General features: G+C 73.0%; 15 protein-coding genes and 1 pseudogene. 8 read left to right on the top strand and 8 right to left on the bottom strand.

Annotation, left to right across the window (positions count from 1 at the left end; all coding sequences use genetic code 11):
* Nucleotides 1–6 precede the first annotated feature (6 nt).
* The 3 genes from AC061S_RS27770 to AC061S_RS27760 all read right to left on the bottom strand — a co-directional run bounded on the left by AC061S_RS27770 (nucleotide 7) and on the right by AC061S_RS27760 (nucleotide 4,297).
* Nucleotides 7–1,446, bottom strand: coding sequence for an aldehyde dehydrogenase family protein (locus AC061S_RS27770; protein ID WP_478688616.1), 1,440 nt, complete (start codon nucleotides 1,444–1,446; stop codon nucleotides 7–9).
* 172 nt (nucleotides 1,447–1,618) lie between these two features.
* Nucleotides 1,619–2,818 carry a thiolase family protein gene (locus AC061S_RS27765; protein WP_478688615.1) on the bottom strand — a complete coding sequence of 400 codons (1,200 nt, stop codon included), beginning with the start codon at nucleotides 2,816–2,818 and terminating at the stop codon, nucleotides 1,619–1,621.
* A 441-nt stretch (nucleotides 2,819–3,259) separates the two neighbouring features.
* The gene (locus AC061S_RS27760; RefSeq protein WP_478688614.1) at nucleotides 3,260–4,297 is read right to left on the bottom strand and encodes a LacI family DNA-binding transcriptional regulator; all 1,038 of its coding nucleotides are present in this window, start codon (nucleotides 4,295–4,297) and stop codon (nucleotides 3,260–3,262) included.
* A 286-nt stretch (nucleotides 4,298–4,583) separates the two neighbouring features.
* Here AC061S_RS27760 and AC061S_RS27755 point away from each other — a divergent pair, with 286 nt between their 5' ends.
* On the top strand, nucleotides 4,584–5,828 hold the full coding sequence (locus AC061S_RS27755; RefSeq protein ID WP_478688613.1) for an MFS transporter: 1,245 nt from the start codon (nucleotides 4,584–4,586) through the stop codon (nucleotides 5,826–5,828).
* 110 nt (nucleotides 5,829–5,938) lie between these two features.
* Nucleotides 5,939–6,634, top strand: a complete 696-nt coding sequence (locus AC061S_RS27750) for an alpha/beta fold hydrolase (protein WP_478688646.1) — start codon at nucleotides 5,939–5,941, stop codon at nucleotides 6,632–6,634.
* A 120-nt stretch (nucleotides 6,635–6,754) separates the two neighbouring features.
* Here the strand turns inward: AC061S_RS27750 and AC061S_RS27745 are convergent, their stop codons facing one another.
* On the bottom strand, nucleotides 6,755–7,162 hold the full coding sequence (locus AC061S_RS27745) for a RidA family protein (RefSeq protein ID WP_478688612.1): 408 nt from the start codon (nucleotides 7,160–7,162) through the stop codon (nucleotides 6,755–6,757).
* Between the two features lie 78 nt (nucleotides 7,163–7,240).
* Here AC061S_RS27745 and AC061S_RS27740 point away from each other — a divergent pair, with 78 nt between their 5' ends.
* Together AC061S_RS27740 and AC061S_RS27735 are read left to right on the top strand one after the other, a co-directional pair.
* Nucleotides 7,241–7,873, top strand: a complete 633-nt coding sequence (locus AC061S_RS27740) for a TetR/AcrR family transcriptional regulator (RefSeq protein ID WP_478688611.1) — start codon at nucleotides 7,241–7,243, stop codon at nucleotides 7,871–7,873.
* A 77-nt stretch (nucleotides 7,874–7,950) separates the two neighbouring features.
* Entirely contained in the window at nucleotides 7,951–8,412 is a 462-nt protein-coding gene (locus tag AC061S_RS27735; protein ID WP_478688610.1) for a type II toxin-antitoxin system PemK/MazF family toxin, read from the top strand.
* Nucleotides 8,413–8,707: 295 nt separating this feature from the next.
* Here AC061S_RS27735 and AC061S_RS27730 read toward each other — a convergent pair whose 3' ends face one another.
* Nucleotides 8,708–9,571 carry a TIGR02452 family protein gene (locus tag AC061S_RS27730; RefSeq protein ID WP_478688609.1) on the bottom strand — a complete coding sequence of 288 codons (864 nt, stop codon included), beginning with the start codon at nucleotides 9,569–9,571 and terminating at the stop codon, nucleotides 8,708–8,710.
* Nucleotides 9,572–9,679: 108 nt separating this feature from the next.
* Between AC061S_RS27730 and egtA the strand changes: the two genes are divergently transcribed.
* Genes egtA through egtD form a run of 4 tightly spaced genes read left to right on the top strand, consistent with a single transcriptional unit; the run spans nucleotide 9,680 to nucleotide 14,260 of the window.
* A complete protein-coding gene (gene egtA / locus AC061S_RS27725; protein WP_478688608.1) occupies nucleotides 9,680–11,026 on the top strand; it encodes an ergothioneine biosynthesis glutamate--cysteine ligase EgtA in 1,347 nt (448 codons plus the stop codon).
* The gene (gene egtB / locus AC061S_RS27720) at nucleotides 11,023–12,354 is read left to right on the top strand and encodes an ergothioneine biosynthesis protein EgtB (RefSeq protein ID WP_478688607.1); all 1,332 of its coding nucleotides are present in this window, start codon (nucleotides 11,023–11,025) and stop codon (nucleotides 12,352–12,354) included. Before egtA ends, egtB begins: the two co-directional genes overlap by 4 nt.
* Nucleotides 12,354–13,187, top strand: coding sequence for an ergothioneine biosynthesis protein EgtC (gene egtC, locus AC061S_RS27715; protein ID WP_478688606.1), 834 nt, complete (start codon nucleotides 12,354–12,356; stop codon nucleotides 13,185–13,187). Before egtB ends, egtC begins: the two co-directional genes overlap by 1 nt.
* Entirely contained in the window at nucleotides 13,184–14,260 is a 1,077-nt protein-coding gene (egtD, locus tag AC061S_RS27710) for an L-histidine N(alpha)-methyltransferase (RefSeq protein ID WP_478688605.1), read from the top strand. The genes egtC and egtD overlap by 4 nt, the downstream gene beginning before the upstream one ends.
* A gap of 233 nt (nucleotides 14,261–14,493) precedes the next feature.
* On the opposite strand, the pseudogene AC061S_RS27705 reads toward egtD, so the two are convergent.
* From AC061S_RS27705 to AC061S_RS27695, 3 genes and pseudogenes are all read right to left on the bottom strand, one after another.
* Nucleotides 14,494–15,027 (bottom strand): annotated as a pseudogene (locus tag AC061S_RS27705) (lysophospholipid acyltransferase family protein); the annotation flags it as partial.
* On the bottom strand, nucleotides 15,024–15,950 hold the full coding sequence (locus tag AC061S_RS27700; RefSeq protein WP_478688604.1) for a GNAT family N-acetyltransferase: 927 nt from the start codon (nucleotides 15,948–15,950) through the stop codon (nucleotides 15,024–15,026). The pseudogene AC061S_RS27705 and the gene AC061S_RS27700, both read right to left, overlap by 4 nt.
* 207 nt (nucleotides 15,951–16,157) lie before the next feature.
* Complete coding sequence (locus AC061S_RS27695; protein WP_478688603.1) at nucleotides 16,158–17,417, bottom strand: extracellular solute-binding protein; 1,260 nt, start codon at nucleotides 17,415–17,417, stop codon at nucleotides 16,158–16,160.
* Nucleotides 17,418–17,518 lie beyond the last annotated feature (101 nt).

Here is a 17,518-nt window from a genome sequence, read left to right as displayed (position 1 = left end):
CACCCCCTAGAACGGATGCCCGCCCGGGGTGGCGCGGAGCGTGGTCCAGCGCAGCTCGGTGAAGGCGTCGAGGTTCGCCTCGCCGCCGAAGCGGGCGCCGGTGCCGGACGCGCCGACTCCGCCGAAGGGGGCCACCGCCTCGTCGTTCACCGTCTGGTCGTTGACGTGCGCGATCCCGACCGGGATCCGCCCCGCCAGGTCCAGCCCGCGTGCCGCGTCGCCGGTCACGATCCCCAGGGAGAGCCCGTAGGGGCCGGCCGAGGCCAGCTCCACGGCCTCGTCCTCCGTCGCGAAGGACCGTACGGGCGCCACCGGGCCGAAGACCTCCTCCGCATAGGCGGGGCTGTCGTCACCGGCGTTCGCCAGCACCGTCGGCCGGTAGAAGAGGTCCTGGTGGGCGCCGCCGGTGACGAGTTTGGCGCCCTGTGCGGTGCTGGCTTCCACCAGGCCGTGCACCCGGTCCAGCTGGGACCGGTCGATGAGCGGCCCCAGGTGCACCCGCTCGCGGTACGGGTCCCCGACCGCGAGCTCCTCCGCGCGCGCGGCGAGCCGCTCCACGTACTCGTCGTAGAGCGAGGCGTGCACGAGGTGCCGGCCGGCCGTCATGCAGATCTGGCCCTGATGGAAGAAGGAGCCCCAGGAGGCCTGCGCGACGGCCGCCGCCACATCGGCGTCGCGCAGCACGACGAGCGCCGAGTTCCCGCCCAACTCCAGGTGCGCACGCTTGAGGTGACGGCCCGCCAGCTCGCCGACGGCCCGGCCGCTCGCGGTGGACCCGGTGAACGACACCACCCTGACCAGGGGGTCGGCGACCACCGCCGCGCCCGTCTCGGCGCCGCCGGGCAGGACGTGCAGCAGTCCGCCCGGCAGGCCGGCCGCCGCGAAGACTGCGGCGAGTGCGAGCCCGCCGCTGACGGCGGTACGGCGGTCCGGCTTGAGGAGCACCGCGTTGCCGAGGGCGAGCGCGGGCGCGACCGAGCGGATCGAGAGGATCAGCGGTGCGTTGAAGGGTGCCACCACCCCCACCACACCGACCGGTTCGCGGCGGGTGAAGGACAGTCGCGGCGCCTCGCTCGGCAGCACCTGCCCGGCCGGACGCGAGGCCAGGGCCGCGGCCTCGTAGCACTCCTGCGCGGCGACGTGCAGCTCGAAGTCGGCCTTGCCGGGGATGGATCCGGACTCCCGGACCAGCCAGTCCCGCAGCTCGTCGGCGTGGGCGGTGAACAGGTCACCGGCCCGGCGCAGCACGGCCGCCCGCGCCAGGTGGGTGGCCCGCGCCCAGTCCCGCTGGGCCGCGTGGGCCCGTACGGCGACCTCCGCCACATCGGCCGGAGCGGCCAGGTCGATGGTCGCGAGGGTCTGGCCGGTGGCGGGTTCGACGACCGGGGCGGTGCCTCCGGTGAGGGTGGGTCCGTCCTGCCAGAGCGTCGGATCGAGGAGCGGCATGGCGCGGGGCCTCCGGATGCGGGGAGCGTGGCGGGGGGGGCGGCAGCACGCGCCATCGTGCCACCCCACCGCACCGGAGGCATCAATTCTCTTCACTTGTAGCGCAGTTGCCGCCCGACCATGACCGGAAATGATCGACCGCCCGGAGCCGGCGCCTCAGCGCATCACTGGATCAGCGCTCCAGAACGAGGGCGATGCCCTGCCCCACACCGATGCAGAGGGCCGCGATCCCGGTACCGGATCCGGCCGCCGCGAGCTGGTGCGCCACCGAACCCGCCAGCCGGGCGCCCGAAGCGCCGAGCGGGTGCCCGATCGCGATGGCCCCGCCACGCGGGTTCACCACGGCCGGATCCAGCTCGGGCCAGGCCGCGAGGCAGCCCAACGCCTGCGCGGCGAAAGCCTCGTTGAGCTCGAAGGCGGCCAGATCTGCGAATCCGCGCCCCGCCTTGGCGAGCGCGCGCTCGACGGCCTCCACCGGCCCCAGACCGAAGAGCTGGGGCTCGATCCCGGTGACGGCCGACGCGCTGATCCGGGCCAACGGCTCCCGGCCCGTGGCGGCGAGGCCCTCCTCGTCCGTCAACAGCAGTGCGGCGGCCCCGTCGTTGAGCGGCGAGGCGTTGCCCGCCGTGACCGTGCCGGTGCCGTCGCTCCGGAAGGCGGGCTTCAGGCGCGCGAGCGCCTCCGGGCCGGAACCCTCGCGGATGCACTCGTCGCGCAGCAGATCCACGCCCGCGTAAGGAACCACCTCGGCGTCGTACTGCCCGGCGGCCCAGGCGGCCGCCGCCTTGCGGTGGCTCTCCAGCGCGAAGGCGTCCTGCGCCTCGCGGGTGATGCCGTGCTTGTCGGCGACGAGCTCTGCGCCCTCGCCGAGCGAACCGGCCCACTCGGCGGGCATGCGGGGGTTGGTCATCCGCCAGCCGAGCGTGGTGGACCACATCTGCTGGTGCCCCGCGGGGAAGGCGCGCTCCGGCTTCTGCACCACCCAGGGGGCCCGGCTCATGGACTCGACACCCCCTGCGATGGCGACGGAGGCGTCGCCGAGCGCGATGGCGCGGGCCGCCTGGACGACGGCTTCGAGCCCGGAGCCGCAGAGCCGGTTGACGGTGACCCCGGGCACGGTCACCGGGAGCCCGGCGAGCAGCACCGCCATGCGGGCCACGTCGCGGTTGTCCTCGCCCGCGCCGTTGGCGTCCCCGAAGACGACGTCGTCGATGCGGGCCGGGTCCAGTGCGGGCGTACGGTCCACGAGCGCGCGCACCACGTGGGCGGCCAGGTCGTCGGGGCGGATCCCGGCGAGGGCGCCGCCGAACTTCCCGATCGGGGTGCGGACGGCGTCGACGACGTAGACGTCGCGGACGGTACGGATGCTCATGGAGTCCCTCCGAGGCGAGCGGGAGGCGGCGCGGCACACCGACACCACTGTCCGGCCCGGCGCACGCTCCGCCCGCGCCCGGTGGGGCGCGCCCGAAGTCTCCGTCCCCCCGACCCCGCTGTCAACGGCCCCCGGCCCTCATCGGTGCCCCGACCTGCGCCGGGGCCGCGACCCGGACCCCGCGCCTCAAACGTACAGGCCGCCCCCGGCCACACCCAGCCCCGCCGGCGTTTGAGGCGCGGGGGTCCGGGGGCGGGCCCCCGGGAACGGCGCCGCACACAACCGCGACGCGGCCCCGCGCTTCGTTCCAGCCCCGCCGGAGTTCGAGGCGCGGCCACGGCGCCGCAGCCGGAAGGAGCGGCCCGCTCCCCCACCCGGACGGAGTCCCTCAGCGGCGGCCCGGCGCCGGGGTGCCCAGCCGCCCGGAGCAGAGCTACGAGCTCACGTCGAGTCCCGCGGCACCGCCACCGCAGCCATCAGGTCATGCCTCCGCACCGCCGCCGAGGGCTCCCGTACCGCCTGGTCCACCAGCGCCGCCAGCCGCTCCCCGGTCGGCATCTCGATCTGCACCGTGCTGAGCCTCGGCCGCAGCAACCGGCCGATCAGCAGGTCGTCCGCGCCCATGACGGCCACGTCCTCCGGCACCCGCAGCCCCACGTCCTGGAAGGCCCGCATCAGCAGCATGGCGTACTCGTCGTTGTACGCGAACGCCGCGTCCAGCCCCAGCGACGCCCACCGCTCGGCCAGCGCCGCCGCCGACTCCTCCGAGTAAGCCATCCGCAGGGCCACGACCTCCGCCCCGGCCACTGACCGCGCACCCTCCAGTCGGGGCGTGGAGAACAGCCCCAGCCCCTCCTCCTCCGGAACGACCACGCCGATCCGCCGCCGGCCCCGGCCCAGCAAGTGCTCCGCGGCCCGCGCGCCGACCTCCGCCTGGTCCATGACCAGCGCGTGGGCCCCGGCAACGGCTTCCGGCCCCATCGTCAGCACCGCGCGCGCTCCGGCCCGCTTGAGCGTGGCGACGTTGTGCGCGGACAGGGTGATCTCCCCCAGCGAGAGCACCGCGACCGGCCGCAGTTCGGCCCAGGCACGCGCGGCCTCGTCACCGCTGAGGCCGAGGCTGCCGTACTGGACCACCGTGTAGTCGAGGCCGCGCAGCGCCCACTGCAACTCGTTGAGGAAGGTGCTGTACAGCGGTCCGATCGGCACGTGCGAGGTGGGCAGCAGCACGATGCGCGTGTGCCCGGCGCGCAGACTGCGGGCGGCCGCGTGGGGGACGTAGCCGAGCTCCTCGGCGGCCTCCCGCACCTTGCGGCGGGTCGGCTCGCTGATCCGTACGGCCTCCGCGTTGTTCAGGACGTACGAGACCGTCGCGCGCGACACTCCCGCGAGACGGGCCACGTCCGCGCTGGTCGGTACGGGCACCGACGACGGTGACGGCGGCGTGGGGGGCTTCGGCGGCTTCGATGACTGAGACATTGCCGTGGCATCTTTCCAGACCGTTTGCGCCCAGGGGCTAGCGGATGGCTGGAAACCAATGCTACACAGTGGTTACACGATTCACTGACACGTGTAACCACGATGTCACCCCGGCTTCACCAAGGGTGTCACCGCACGTGCCGGTGCCGTGTCCAGCCGTGCCGCCGCCCTGCCGCGTTCCGTCGCACCCCCGCCGTCGCGACAGGGCGGCGCGCACTCCTCCCCACACCCCTCAGTGCACCCCTCCGTACCCCTCGCCCCTCACCAAACTGCCCAGGAGGGCACCGTGGCCCTTTCCTCCCCCGGCACCGGCACCGCCGCCGCCACCACCGACGCCCCCGCCACCCCGCGGGGCCTGCTCCCCTTGCTGCTCGTCGGCAACGGCGCCATGTACGCCCTCTACATCGGCGTCGCCGGCGTACTCCTCGCACTCCAGGTCGAAGACATCGACGCGGCGAACAAGGTCGCCAACTTCGGCCTGATCGCAGGGGTCTCGGCGATCTTCGCGACGGTCTTCAACCCGGTCGCGGGCGCCCTGTCCGACCGCAGCGGACGGCGCAACCCCTGGATCCTGGGCGGTGGACTCGCCGCGATACCGGCGATGTTCCTGCTCGGCGCCGCGGACACGATCCTGCTCATCACCATCGCCTGGTGCCTCGGACAGGCCGTGATGAACATCTACCAGGCCGCCATCACCTCGGTGGTCCCCGACCGGGTGCCCATGAGCGCCCGCGGCAAGGCGTCCGCCGCCGTCGGCCTCGGTCTGCCGCTGGGCTCCACCATCGGCGCCCTGATCGGCGCGGCCTTCTCGGACGACTACCGCACCGGATACCTGATCTTCGGCGCGCTCGTCGCGGGCGCCGCCGTCCTGTTCACCACCTGCACCCGCGAGGAGCGGCGCCCCGCGAAGCCGTCCATGCCGGTCAAGGCGCAGCTGGCCGCCTTCGCGAGCGCCCTGAAGGACCACGACTTCCGCTGGGCGTTCATCGGGCGGGCCCTGCTGGTCCTCGGCTACTTCGCGGTGAGCGGCTACCAGCTGTACATCCTCCAGGACCACACCGTGCTGCCCGAGGGCATGAAGCCGGAGGCGGCGGTGGCCATCATGATGCCGCTGACGAGCGTGGCGATGGTCGTCTCCACCGTCCTCGGCGGCTGGCTCTCGGACAAGTACGACCGCCGCAAGCTCTTCGTCGGCGCCTCCGCCCTGCTGTCCGCCATCGCGCTGCTGATCCCGGCCCTGTCGACCAGCTGGACGGCCATGCTGGCCTTCGCCGTGATCAACGGTCTCGCGTTCGGCTGCTACATGGCCGTGGACACCGCGCTGGTGACGATGGTGCTCCCGAAGGCGGAGGACGCCGCCCGCGACATGGGCGTACTCAACATCGCCAACGCCGGCCCGCAGATCGTCGCCCCCTTCATCGCCTCGGTGATCGTGTCCCTGAGCGGCGGCTACACGGCCCTGTTCATCGCGGCCGCCGCCCTGGCGGTGGCAGGCGCCCTGGCGGTCAAGCCGATCCGCAGCGTCCGCTAGGCGCCCGCTGGGCGGGAGGCGCGGGCACCCAGCCCGCCCGGCCCGCTCCCCGCCCCACCCACTCCCGGCCCTCTTCCGACGCATCACCCCCGACGATGAAAGGCACCACCGTGCAGCTCCACACCCACACCTGGGGCGAAGGCGACCGCATCGCCCTCCTGATCCACGGGATCATGGCCGACCACCGGACCTGGCGCCGGGTCGGCCCCGCCCTCGCGGAGCGCGGCTACCGCGCCATCGCCGTGGACCTGCGCGGCCACGGCGCCAGCGGCCGGGGCGAGTACAGCCCGGAGGCCTTCGCCGACGACGTGGTCGAAACGCTCCCGGCCGGCGCCGAGCTCGCCATCGGCCACTCCCTCGGCGGCCTGACCCTCTCGAACGCCGTCGCCCGCCTGAAGCCGAAGCGCGCCGTGTTCTCCGACCCCGCCTGGCACTTGGCGGCGCTCGGCGAGGGCTTCGGCCCCGAGATGTTCGCCCAGTTCAAGTCCGCGCCCAAGGAGCAGGTCCAGGCGATGAACCCGCGCTGGGAAGAGGCCGACGTGGACATCGAACTGGCCACCCTGGCCGTCTGGGACGAGGCGACCGCGCTGAGCCTGACCCCGCTGATGGGCGCGGACCTGCTCCCGGCCGCGCCGGTGGTCCCGTCCCTCGTACAGCTGGCCGACCCGAGCTTCCTGATCTCACCGGAGCGCGCGGCGGTCCTCAAGGAGCGCGGCTTCGAGGTCCGCTCGGTCACCGGCGCCGGCCACACCATCCACCGGGACGACTTCGACGGCTTCATGGCATCGCTGGAGGGCTGGATCTGAGCCGTTCGACCCGTACAGCAGACCGTACGGTCTGCTGTACGGGGACCGGGAAAGCAATCGACCGCACCCGACGGCCTACGGGCTGCTGTTCCCGTGCGCGATCGAGACGCCTACCGATCGTCAGTCGAGAACGGCCGTCGCTTCGACCTCGACCAGGAGATCGGGTTCCCCCAGCGCCGCGACACCCAGCAGCGTGATCGGCTTGACGGGGTCGATCCCGAGCTTGGCGGCCGCCCGGGCCACCCCCTCCCCCAGCAGCGGCATCTTGTCGGCGCTCCAGTCCACGACGTAGACGGTCAACTTCGCCACGTCGTCGAAGGATCCGCCGATCTCGGCCAGAGCGGTGCCGATGTTGAGGTAGCACTGCTCGACCTGGGCGGCGAAGTCCCCCTCACCGACACGACGCCCGTCGGCATCGCGCGCCACCTGACCTGCGAGGAACACCAACTTCGACCCGGTGGCGATCGAGAGCTGACGGTATACCTCGGGTTTCGGCAACCCGTTGGGGTTGACCAGCCTCACGGCCATGACAGCTCCTTGTCGTTCGTCGGGGGCGCAGCTTCCTGCACCTCTCCAAACCATAGCGCTGCTATGTATTGTAATGACATGGCGCGAACCAAGGACCCGGCGATCCGTTCCCTCCTCATCGAGCGAGCCGCGATGATGCTGCGCACCCGCGAACCGGTCACGCTCCGTTCGCTGGTGGCCGGAACCGGCGTATCGACGATGGCCGTCTACACCTACTTCGGGGGCATGGACGGCCTGTGGACGGCGATGCGCCAGGAAGGCTTCAAACGCCTGGCCGCCCGGCTCGACACGGTGGCGATGTCCACGGATCCGGTACGGGACCTGGCCGCCCTCGGAGCCGCCTACGTGAGCAACGCCCTCGCCGCCCCCGACCTCTACCGGATCATGTTCGACGCCGGTTTCGAGCTCGAAGACGCCAAGGCCGCGGACGAGACGCTGCATTGCCTGGTCCGCGCCGTCGAACGCGCCAAGACGGCCGGCCGCTTCCACGACGACATCGACCCCCTGACCCTGGCGACGCAAAGCTGGGTGATCGGCCACGGACTCGCGTCCCTGGTCGCAACGGGCCCGCTGCCGCACCAAGTCCTCGCCCAAGGCGTGCCCATGCTGGCCGCACTCTTCACGAGCTCCGGCGACGCGTCCGACAGATGCCGCCGCTCCGTCGAACTCGGCTGGCGGACCACACCCATGGCCTCCCCTGACGGCCTGTAGCCGCCGAGCCGAGAAGGAGCACACACCCCCGGGCGGCGTCCCGGCACCCCGCGCAGCCACCCGGTAACCTCGCCCGAATGACGGCACTTTCCCATCACAGCAATGGTCACGTCGAGCAACCGGGTCGTGACGGGTACACCGCGACCGCCGAGGCCGATCCGCACGCCATCGGGCCGGTGCAGACCTCGTACGCCCCCGATCGCGACGGGGATCCCGATCCCGGCGAGATCGTGTGGACCTGGGTTCCGTACGAGGAGAACGACGGGCGCGGCAAGGACCGGCCGGTGCTGGTCGTGGCCCGGGAAGAGGGCGGCACTCTGCTGGCCGTCCAGCTGTCCAGCAAGCGGCACGACCACGACCGGGAGTGGGTCCCCATCGGGACCGGACCGTGGGACAGCGCGGGGCGGGAGTCCTGGGTGGACGTGGACCGGGTGCTGCGCGTCCACGAGGACGGCATGCGGCGCGAGGCGTGCGCGCTGGACCGGGGCCGGTTCCAGCTCGTGGTGGACCGGCTGCGCGAGCGGTACGGCTGGCGCTAGCCGGCCAGGCCCCCCAGGGCGAGGCCGGCGTCAGGCCGTCTCTTTCGGATCTTGCCGGTCAGGCCCGCGTCGTCCGGTGCCGTGCCTCGCCACGCTGCCGGGGCTCCCGCGTACTGGACGTACTCGGGTGCCTCGGCAGTGCGGCGAGGTGCGGTGCCGGGCGGCGCGGGCCAGGCAAGATCCGAAAGAGACGGCCTAGCCGGCCCTGCCCGGGGCGAGGCCCGCAGGGCCGCATCCCGGCCGGCGCCGCTCAACGTCCGCCGGGCCCCTCGGCTCCCCCGGGCCCCCGGCTCCCTCAGCTCCCCTCGGCCCCCTCACCCACCCCAACGCCCGCCAGCGCCCGCTCGAACGCCTCCCGAGTCTCCGGCTTCCGGTCGAGCACCCCGAACACCACTCGTTCGAACACACCGGCGAACCGCCCCGCCAGCAGCCCCCGGAAGGCCTCCGCCACCTGGGCGGGGTCGTTCTGGAAGACCCCGCACCCCCAGGCGCCCAGCACCAGCCCCCAGTACCCGTGCAGCGCGGCCACCTCCAACACCAGCTCCGCGCGGCGGACGAGGGCGGCGGGGATCTCCTGCTCGCGGTCCGACTCCTGGCGGCGGATGGTGCCCGCGTTCGGGGCCGGTGAGGTGAGGAATCCGGCCCGGAACGGGGTGTCCAGCAGGTTGCCCCGGTCGTCGCGGAAGACGGGGACCCCGGGCGAGTGAATCACCCGGTCGGTGTAGAAGGTGCTGACCTCGGCGCGGTGGATCTCGTAGTACTCCGGGGCCTCCAGGAGGGTCTCGTACAGCGCCGAGGCCCGGCAGAGGGCCTCCTCCTGGGCCTTGGCCCCGCGGACGTAGCCGCCCCCGGGATTCCGGGCCGAAGCGAAGTTCAGTACGGCCACCGGACCCGTCCGCACCGTCCCCGGGTGCTCCTCGGCGAGCCGACGGGCGGCGACCGTGCTGCTCTCTCCGGTGACCTCGACGACGGTCCGGTACGCACCTTGCGAGGCCGGTTCGCCTGGAATGACCCGGTTTGGGCCATATATCCTGGTTTCCGCCTTGGCCTCCGCCACGGCGGCGGCGAGCGACACCTGCCGCCCCGACCGCGTCCGGTACCCCCCGGCCGCCACGATCTCCGCATTCTCCCGCGCGATCTCGCGCAATCTGCCGCTCATACGGTGATCTTCGGCGCTCCGGCAGGGCGCCCGCAATGGATTTGTGCCCCGAGGGACGGGTAGGCACGGGTGATGTCACAGCCGACGACGCGAGACGAGGGCCCCGTCATGCCCCAGGACTCACTCACCCGACTGACCGAAACCACCGCCGAGGAGCTGATCCACGGCATCTGCTTCAAGACCGGCCCGCCCCGCCTGCTCGGCGCGGAGCTCGAATGGCTGGTGTTCGACGCGGAACGACCCGGTCGGCCCGTTTCCCACGAACGCCTGGCCGCCGCGCACGACGCGGCGCGCGGCCTCCCCCTCAGCTCCGGCGTCACCATCGAGCCCGGTGGCCAGCTCGAGCTCAGCTCGGCCCCCGCCACCTCCCTGACCGGCTGCGTCGACGGCCTCCAGGCCGATCTGGCCGCCGTCCGCGGCGCCCTGCGCGACCAGGGACTGGTCCTGCGCGGACTCGGCCAGGACCCGCGCCGGCCGCTGCGGCGGATGCTGGCCAGCCCGCGGTACGAGGCCATGGAGACCTACTTCGACCGCACCGGCCCGGCCGGGCGCGCCATGATGTGCGCCTCGGCCTCCGTCCAGGTGTGCGTGGACGCCGGTCACGAGGAGCCCGGTCCGCTGGGCCATGGCAGGCGCTGGCGCCTCGCCCACCTCCTCGGCGCGGTGCTGGTCGCCTCCTTCGCCAACTCCCCCGCGCACGAAGGCCCGTACGCCGGCTGGCGGTGCGCCCGCCAAGGGATCTGGAGCGACCTCGACACCCGGCGCTCCCTCGCCCCGCCCATGGAGGCGGAGCCGCGCGGCGCGTGGGCCCGGCAGGCGCTGGACACCGAGGTGATGTGCGTGCGGACGGGTGAGGACGGCGGGACGCACGAGGACGGCGCGCCCTGGGCGGTGCCGCGCGGGCTGACCTTCCGCGACTGGCTGCGCTCCGGAGGCGGCCCCCGTCCGCCCACCGCCGCGGATCTGGACTACCACCTGACCACGCTCTTCCCGCCGGTGCGGCCCCGTGGCCATCTGGAGCTGCGGATGATCGACGCCCAGCCCGGCGAGGACGGCTGGCTGGTCCCGGTGGCCGTCGTGCACGCCCTGTTCGACGACCCGGAGGCCGCGGAGACCGCCTACCGGGTGGCGAAGGGGCTGGCCGACTCCTATGGCACCGGGCCCGCGCCGCGCAATCCGCTGTGGCGGTCCGCCGCCCGCAACGCGCTGGCCGATCCGGAGCTGCGCTCCGCCGCCCGCGCCTGCTTCCGGGCCGCGGCCTCGGCGCTGCCCCGACTCGGGGCCGGCAGCCAAGTCACGGACACCGTATGCGAATTCACCGAGCGCTACGTGTCCCGCGGCCGCTGCCCGGCCGACGACCGCACGTCGCCGCAACAACCGCGGACACAGACACGGGCGCAGAAACGGGCGCAGCAGACCCACCCCCAGCCGGCCGGCGAGGAGGCACGCTCATGACCGCCGACCCGGAGCTCCTGCGCGAGCGGGCCGCCGCCGCCCTGACCGCGGCGCGCGTCCGCACGGCCGGACTCACCGATGCCGTCACCGAGGCGGAACTGACCGCCCAGCACTCCCCCCTGATGTCTCCACTGGTCTGGGACCTCGCGCACATCGGGAACATGGAGGAGCTCTGGCTGCTGCGCAACGTGGCCGGACGCGAGTCCATGCACCCCGAGATAGACCCGCTCTACGACGCGTTCGAGCATCCCCGTGCGGAGCGCCCGAAGCTGCCGCTGCTGAGCCCGGACGAGGCCCGCCGGTACGCCTCCGAGGTGCGCGGCCGGGTCTTCGACCTGCTGGACCGAACCCCGCTGGAGGGCACGGCCCTGCTGGACGGCGGCTATGTCTTCGGGATGATCGCCCAGCACGAACAGCAGCACGACGAGACGATGCTGATCACCCATCAACTGCGGCAGGGCGCGCCGGTGCTGACGGCACCGGACCCGGATCCCCCGCAGGGACCGCCGCCGTCCGCGGCCGAAGTTCTCGTACCGGCGGGCCCGTTCACGATGGGCACCTCGGCGGAGCCCTGGTCGCTGGACAACGAGCGGCCCGCGCACGTCCGCGAGGTCGAGGCGTTCTGGATCGACACCGTTCCGGTGACCAATACCGCGTACCAGGAGTTCATGGCGGACGGCGGCTACCGCGAGGAGCGGTGGTGGGAGACAGCCGGCTGGGAGGAGATCCGCCGGCACGGGATCGAGGCCCCGCTGTTCTGGCACCGCGAGGACGGTACCTGGCTGCGCCGCCGCTTCGGGGTCACGGAGCCGGTGCCCGGGGACGAGCCGGTGCTGCACGTGAGCTGGTACGAGGCCGACGCGTACGCCCGCTGGGCGGGGCGCCGGCTGCCCACCGAGGCGGAGTGGGAGAAGGCCGCCCGGCACGATCCGGCGGCCGGACGCTCCACCCGCTACCCGTGGGGCGACACGGACCCCACGCCCGCGCACGCCAATCTCGGCCAGCGCCACCTGCGGCCGGCCCGGGCGGGCGCCTATCCGGCCGGGGCCTCCCCGCTCGGGGTGCGCCAGCTCATCGGCGACGTGTGGGAGTGGACGGCTTCGGACTTCCTCCCGTACCCCGGCTTCCGGGCGTTCCCCTACCGCGAGTACTCGGAGGTGTTCTTCGGCCCCGAGCACAAGGTGCTGCGCGGCGGTTCCTTCGCCGTGGACCCCGTGGCCTGCCGGGGCACCTTCCGCAACTGGGACCTGCCGGTGCGCCGGCAGATCTTCTCCGGGTTCCGGACCGCGCGCGGCGCCGTCCCCGCAGGCTTCGCCGGGCAGGCCTGATGTGCCGTCACCTCGCCTACCTCGGGGCGCCCGTGAGCCTCGGCCGGGTGCTGAGCGAGCCCGAGCACTCCCTGGTCCGGCAGTCGTGGGAACCGCGCCGCCAGCGTTCCGGCACGGTCAACGCCGACGGCTTCGGCGTCGGCTGGTACGCGGAGGGGGACCCGGTCCCCGCCCGCTACCGCCGGTCCGGGCCGATCTGGGGCGACCTGACCTTCAGCGACCTCGCCCGGGTGGTCCGCAGCGGGGCCGTACTGGCCGCCGTACGGGACTCCACGCGCCCCGGGGCGGACGGGGAGGCCGCGGCGGCCCCGTTCGCGGAGGGGCAGTGGCTGTTCAGCCACAACGGGTCGCTGCGGGACTGGCCGGACGCCGCGGCCCCGGTCGCCGCCTGTCTGCCGCCCCAGGAGCTGCTGTCGCTGGCCGCGCGTACGGATTCGGCGCTGATCTGGGCGCTGGTCCTGCACCGGCTGCGGACGGACCCCGACCTCGGTGCGGCGCTGGCCTGGACGGTACGGGAGCTGGCCGAGGCCACGCCCGGCTCCCGGCTGAACCTGCTGCTGACCGACGGCCGGGCCATCGCCGCGACGGCCTGGGGAGACTCCCTCTGGTACCTGGCCGACTCGGCGGCGCAGCGCACGGTGGTGGCCTCGGAGCCCTACGACGACGACTCGCGCTGGTGCGAGGTGCCCGACCGGACCCTGCTGACAGCCACCCGCACCCGGGTCGACCTCGTCCCCCTGAAGGAGACCCCCGCCGGCGCACCGCACGCACCGCACACACCGCACACACCGCACACACCGCACACACCGCACCAGGGAGACGAAGGCCCGTGAACGACTTCCAGCTGACCCGCACGCTCGACGAGCACGCCGCAGAGACGGCTCTGCGCACGGATGTGCGCGTCGGGCTGACCCGGTCTCCCAAGTCGCTGCCGCCCAAGTGGTTCTACGATGCCCGGGGCAGCGAACTCTTCGAGGAGATCACCCGGTTGCCCGAGTACTACCCGACGCGCGCCGAGCGGGAGATCCTGCTCGAACGGGCCCGGGAGATCGCCTCGGTGAGCGGGGCCCGCACCTTGGTGGAGCTGGGTTCGGGCTCCTCGGAGAAGACCCGGCACCTGATCGAGGCGTTGCCCGCGCTGGACACGTACGTACCGGTGGACGTGAGCGAGAGCGCGCTGACCGGGGCGGCGAAAACGCTGCTGGACGAGCATCCGGGGCTGCGCGTGCACGCGCTGCTGGCCGACTTCACCCGGGCGCTGCGGCTGCCGGACTCCCCCGGACCCCGGCTGGTGGTGTTCCTGGGCGGCACGATCGGGAACCTGCTGCCGCCGGAGCGGGCGGTGTTCCTGGCGGACGTACGGGCGATGCTGTCGCCCGGGGACGCGCTGCTGATGGGGACGGATCTGGTGAAGGACCCGGCCGTCCTGGTGTCGGCGTACGACGATGCGCAAGGGGTGACGGGCGAGTTCAACAGGAACGTACTGGCCGTGGTGAACCGGGAGTTGGGCGCGGATTTCCACACCGCCGACTTCGCTCACGCGGCGGTGTGGAATCGGGAGCACGAGTGGATCGAGATGCGGCTGCGCGCCCGGAAGCAGCTGGTGGTGAAGGTCCGGGCACTGGATCTGGAGGTGCCTTTCGAGGCCGGTGAGGAGATCCTGACGGAGATCTCGGCGAAGTTCCGTCAGGAGGGAGTCCGCAGGGAACTCGCGTCTGCCGGACTGGAGTTGACCCATTGGTGGACGGATTCGGCGGGCCGCTTCGCCCTGTCCCTGTCGGTGGCGGACGGCATCGGCGCCGACGGCTGGGAGGGTACGCCGGGCAGAGGCGAGCGCGCCCGTCGTGACGCGGGGAGCGACGCGGGGCGTGACGCGGGTACCGGTTCCGCGAGCACGGCGGCCTGAGCCGCGGCCGCGAGGTCCCGCCGGTGCGCGTACCGGCCCGGCGGGATCCGCGGCAGCAGCCACACCTCGGCCCGTACCCCGCGGGCGCGCGCGATGCGCCACAGGGAGGCGGTGAGCGGATCGTCCCCGACGAAGGCGGGTGCCCCGGCCGGCCTCCCGTCATCGAGCAGGTAGCTGATCCGTACGGGCTGTACGGGCACCCGCGCGTCCAGCGCGGCCTGGAACGCGGCCCGGCGGAACGGGCCTTGGGCGCGCCCGCACCAGGTGGAGCCCTCGGGGTAGACGGTGACGCGGTCGCCGGTGAGCAGCGCCCGGGTGAGGCTGCCGACGGTGGCCGGCAGGGTGCGGAGCCGGTCGCGTTCGATGTAGAGGGTGCCGGCCTGCCGGGAGAGCGGTCCGAGCACCGGCCAGCTCCGGATGTCGCTCTTGGCCAGCATCCGGGAGGGCAGCACGGCGGCGACGAGCGGGATGTCCAGCCAGGAGATGTGGTTGGCGACGATCAGCCGGCCACCGCCCGGGCCGGCGGTTCCGTGCACGGTGATGCGCAGGCCCAAGGCGCCCAGCAGAGCGGCCGCCCAGGCCCGTACCACCACGTGGCGGGGCCGCTCCGGCAGCAGGCGGAGCGGCGGGGCGCCCAGGATGCCGATCAGGACCAGGGCGATGGCGGCGGCGAGCCGCAGTACGGCGCGCGGCACGCTCGCGGTGCGCCCCTCGTGGCCGGCACAGACCTCGGGGGTACAGGGCGAGGTCGGGAGCCAGGCGCTCATGCGGCCGGGGCGAGCGAGAGGAAGTGCTTGAGGTAGCGGGGGTTGGTGCGCCGCAGGGAGAGCAGGACGTACAGGTCGGCGCAGCCGAACTCGGCGTCGAGGGCGGGCTCGCCGCAGACCCAGGCGCCCAGGCGCAGGTAGCCGCGCAGCAGTGGGGGCAGTTCCATCCGGCCGGGGAAGTCGATGCCCTCGGGGTTCCAGGGGAGGTGCGGGGCGACCCGGTACTCGACGGGGGCGAGGCTGCGGGTGAGGACGTTCTCCCGGGTGGCGGCGGCCAGGACACCGCCGTCGGAGAGCGGTATGGAGCAGCAGCCGGCGAGCCAGTTGTGCCCGGAGCGGTCCATGTAGCGGGCGAGGCCGGCCCAGATGAGCGCGATGACGGCGCCGTTGCGGTGGTCGGGGTGGACGCACGAGCGGCCCACCTCGACGAGGTCGGGGCGGATGGGGGCGAGGGCGGAGAGGTCGAACTCACCCTCGGAGTAGAGGCGTCCGGCGACGGCGGCGCGTTCGGGGGGCAGCAGCCGGTAGGTGCCGACGACCTGCTCGGTCTCCTCGTCCACGACGAGGAGGTGGTCGCAGTAGGCGTCGAAGGCGTCGGAGTCCAGACCCGGCTCCGGGCCGTCGAGCCGGGCACCGAGCTCGCCGGCGAAGACCTGGTGGCGCAGCCGCTGGGCGGCGCGCACCTCGTCCTCGTTCCGGGCGAGGCGGACGGCGTAGCGGGGCGCGGGGACGTCCGCCGCGTGCGGGGCGGCCGCCGGGGCGGAGGTGGCGGGGGCGGAGGCGGCAGCGGAGGTGGCGGGACGGCCGGGCCCGGAGAGGAGGCCGGCCGCGGGGGGAACGGCGGACGCGGGGGAAACGGCGGACGCGGGGGAAACGACGGACGCGGGGGAAACGACGGACGGGGACAGGGGTGCGATGGTCATGACGGCTCCTGGTCCGGCACGGGAAGCCAGGCCGGCAGGTGTGTGGCCTGGCTTCTTTACTTCTTCCGTGACCGGCTGGATTCGACATGGCCGCTTCGCGGCCCTTGGATGTGCGGACGCTGAACTTGGCGGGCGAACCCCTCGGGGGCCTTCCCCCAGCCTTCCCCCAGCCTCCCCACCGTCCCCGCCCGACCCGCCCGCCCCAGGTCAGCGGTCGGAGCTGAGGACCTTGCTGATGGTGTCGGAGGCCGCCTTCGCCGCCCGCTGGGGGTCCTGGCCGGTGAGGACGGCCGTCATGAACGGCTTGATCGGGTTCTCGGCCTCCACCTCGGCCCAGCGGGGGGACTTCGGGGTGGCGCGGCCCTGAGCGGCGCCGGGAGCCATCGCCGCGGCGCCGTCGTTGCCCTCGACCACGTGCGCGAGGGTGGTCTTGTTGGGTACGTAGCTCATCGTGCGGGCCAGCTCGGTCTGCCACTTCTCGCTGACCAGGGCCGTGATCACGTCGACGGCGTGCTTACGCTGCTTCGTCTTCTCGGGGATGATCAGGTCCGAGCCGCCGGTGAAGACGGAGCCCACCTTGTCGGCGGTCTTGCCGGGGATCGGGAAGAAGCCGAGCTTGCCCTTGAGCTCCGGGTTCGCGGCCTCGATGGCGGCGGCCTGGCCGGGCGGGGCGATGATCTGGGCGATCCCGCCGCGGGCGAACACGTCGGACTGCGGGGGCGTCTCTTCGTCGGCGTCCTTGGGGCCGTCGCCGAGGGCCTGGAGCTGCTTGTAGAACTCCATGCCCGCCAGGGCCTTCTCCTCGTCGAGGGTGCCGATCCACTGACCGCTGCTCTCGACGGCGAGCTCGCCGCCCTCGTCCCAGACGAACCCGGCGAGGACGTACCAGTTCTGCCCGGCGAGGTAGATGCCCTGCTGGCTGCCCTTGTCGAGCTTCTGCGTGGCCTGGATCCATTCCTGGCGGGTCTTGATCGGCGCCTTGACCCCGGCGTTCGCGAACAGGTCCTTGTTGTAGATCACCACGCGGTTGGCGGCGTACCACGGGACGCCGAACTGGGCGCCGTTGACTCGTCCCGGCTCGGAGAGGCCCTTGAGCCAGTCCTTGCCGTCCCACTCGCGCAGGGCTTCCAGGGTGAGTTCGGAGACGCCGCCGCCCTCGACGTACTGGGCGACCTGGGTGTTGCCGACCTCGATGACGTCGGCGCTCTCCTCGCTCTTGCCGGACAAGACGGCGTTGACCTTGTCGCCGATGCCCGTCCACTCCTGGATCTTCACTTCGAGGTCCACACCCGGGTGTTCCTTCTCGAAGGTGGTGGTGAACTGGCCTATGAACTCGTCGGAGGCGCTGCCCTTCATCAGCCAGAGCGTCACCTTCTGCGTACCTCCGCCCGACCCGGTGAGGCCGCAGCCGGTGAGGGCGGCCGCGGCCGCGAGAGCGGTGGACACGGCAAGGAAGCGCATCTTCACGAGGGTCACCTTCTGGGGATGGATCTCAGATGGCTTGAAATTGGCATAGACCATTGGGTCGGTCAAGGGGGTATCGCTATGGATTGTTCACGCAAAGTTCG

This window comes from Streptomyces sp. CA189 (assembly GCF_056428985.1).
This window is presented reverse-complemented; position numbering and strand designations above follow the sequence as displayed.

What these genes read in the sequence shown, in the direction of transcription:
- AC061S_RS27745 (WP_478688612.1), bottom strand. Translation starts at nt 7,162, where the DNA reads ATGGCCGTGAGGCTGGTCAACCCCAACGGGTTGCCGAAACCCGAGGTA.
- AC061S_RS27700 (WP_478688604.1), bottom strand. Translation starts at nt 15,950, where the DNA reads ATGACCATCGCACCCCTGTCCCCGTCCGTCGTTTCCCCCGCGTCCGTC.
- AC061S_RS27740 (WP_478688611.1), top strand. Translation starts at nt 7,241, where the DNA reads ATGGCGCGAACCAAGGACCCGGCGATCCGTTCCCTCCTCATCGAGCGA.
- AC061S_RS27765 (WP_478688615.1), bottom strand. Translation starts at nt 2,818, where the DNA reads ATGAGCATCCGTACCGTCCGCGACGTCTACGTCGTCGACGCCGTCCGC.
- AC061S_RS27730 (WP_478688609.1), bottom strand. Translation starts at nt 9,571, where the DNA reads ATGAGCGGCAGATTGCGCGAGATCGCGCGGGAGAATGCGGAGATCGTG.
- egtA (WP_478688608.1), top strand. Translation starts at nt 9,680, where the DNA reads ATGCCCCAGGACTCACTCACCCGACTGACCGAAACCACCGCCGAGGAG.
- egtC (WP_478688606.1), top strand. Translation starts at nt 12,354, where the DNA reads ATGTGCCGTCACCTCGCCTACCTCGGGGCGCCCGTGAGCCTCGGCCGG.
- AC061S_RS27735 (WP_478688610.1), top strand. Translation starts at nt 7,951, where the DNA reads ATGACGGCACTTTCCCATCACAGCAATGGTCACGTCGAGCAACCGGGT.
- AC061S_RS27760 (WP_478688614.1), bottom strand. Translation starts at nt 4,297, where the DNA reads ATGTCTCAGTCATCGAAGCCGCCGAAGCCCCCCACGCCGCCGTCACCG.
- AC061S_RS27770 (WP_478688616.1), bottom strand. Translation starts at nt 1,446, where the DNA reads ATGCCGCTCCTCGATCCGACGCTCTGGCAGGACGGACCCACCCTCACC.
- egtB (WP_478688607.1), top strand. Translation starts at nt 11,023, where the DNA reads ATGACCGCCGACCCGGAGCTCCTGCGCGAGCGGGCCGCCGCCGCCCTG.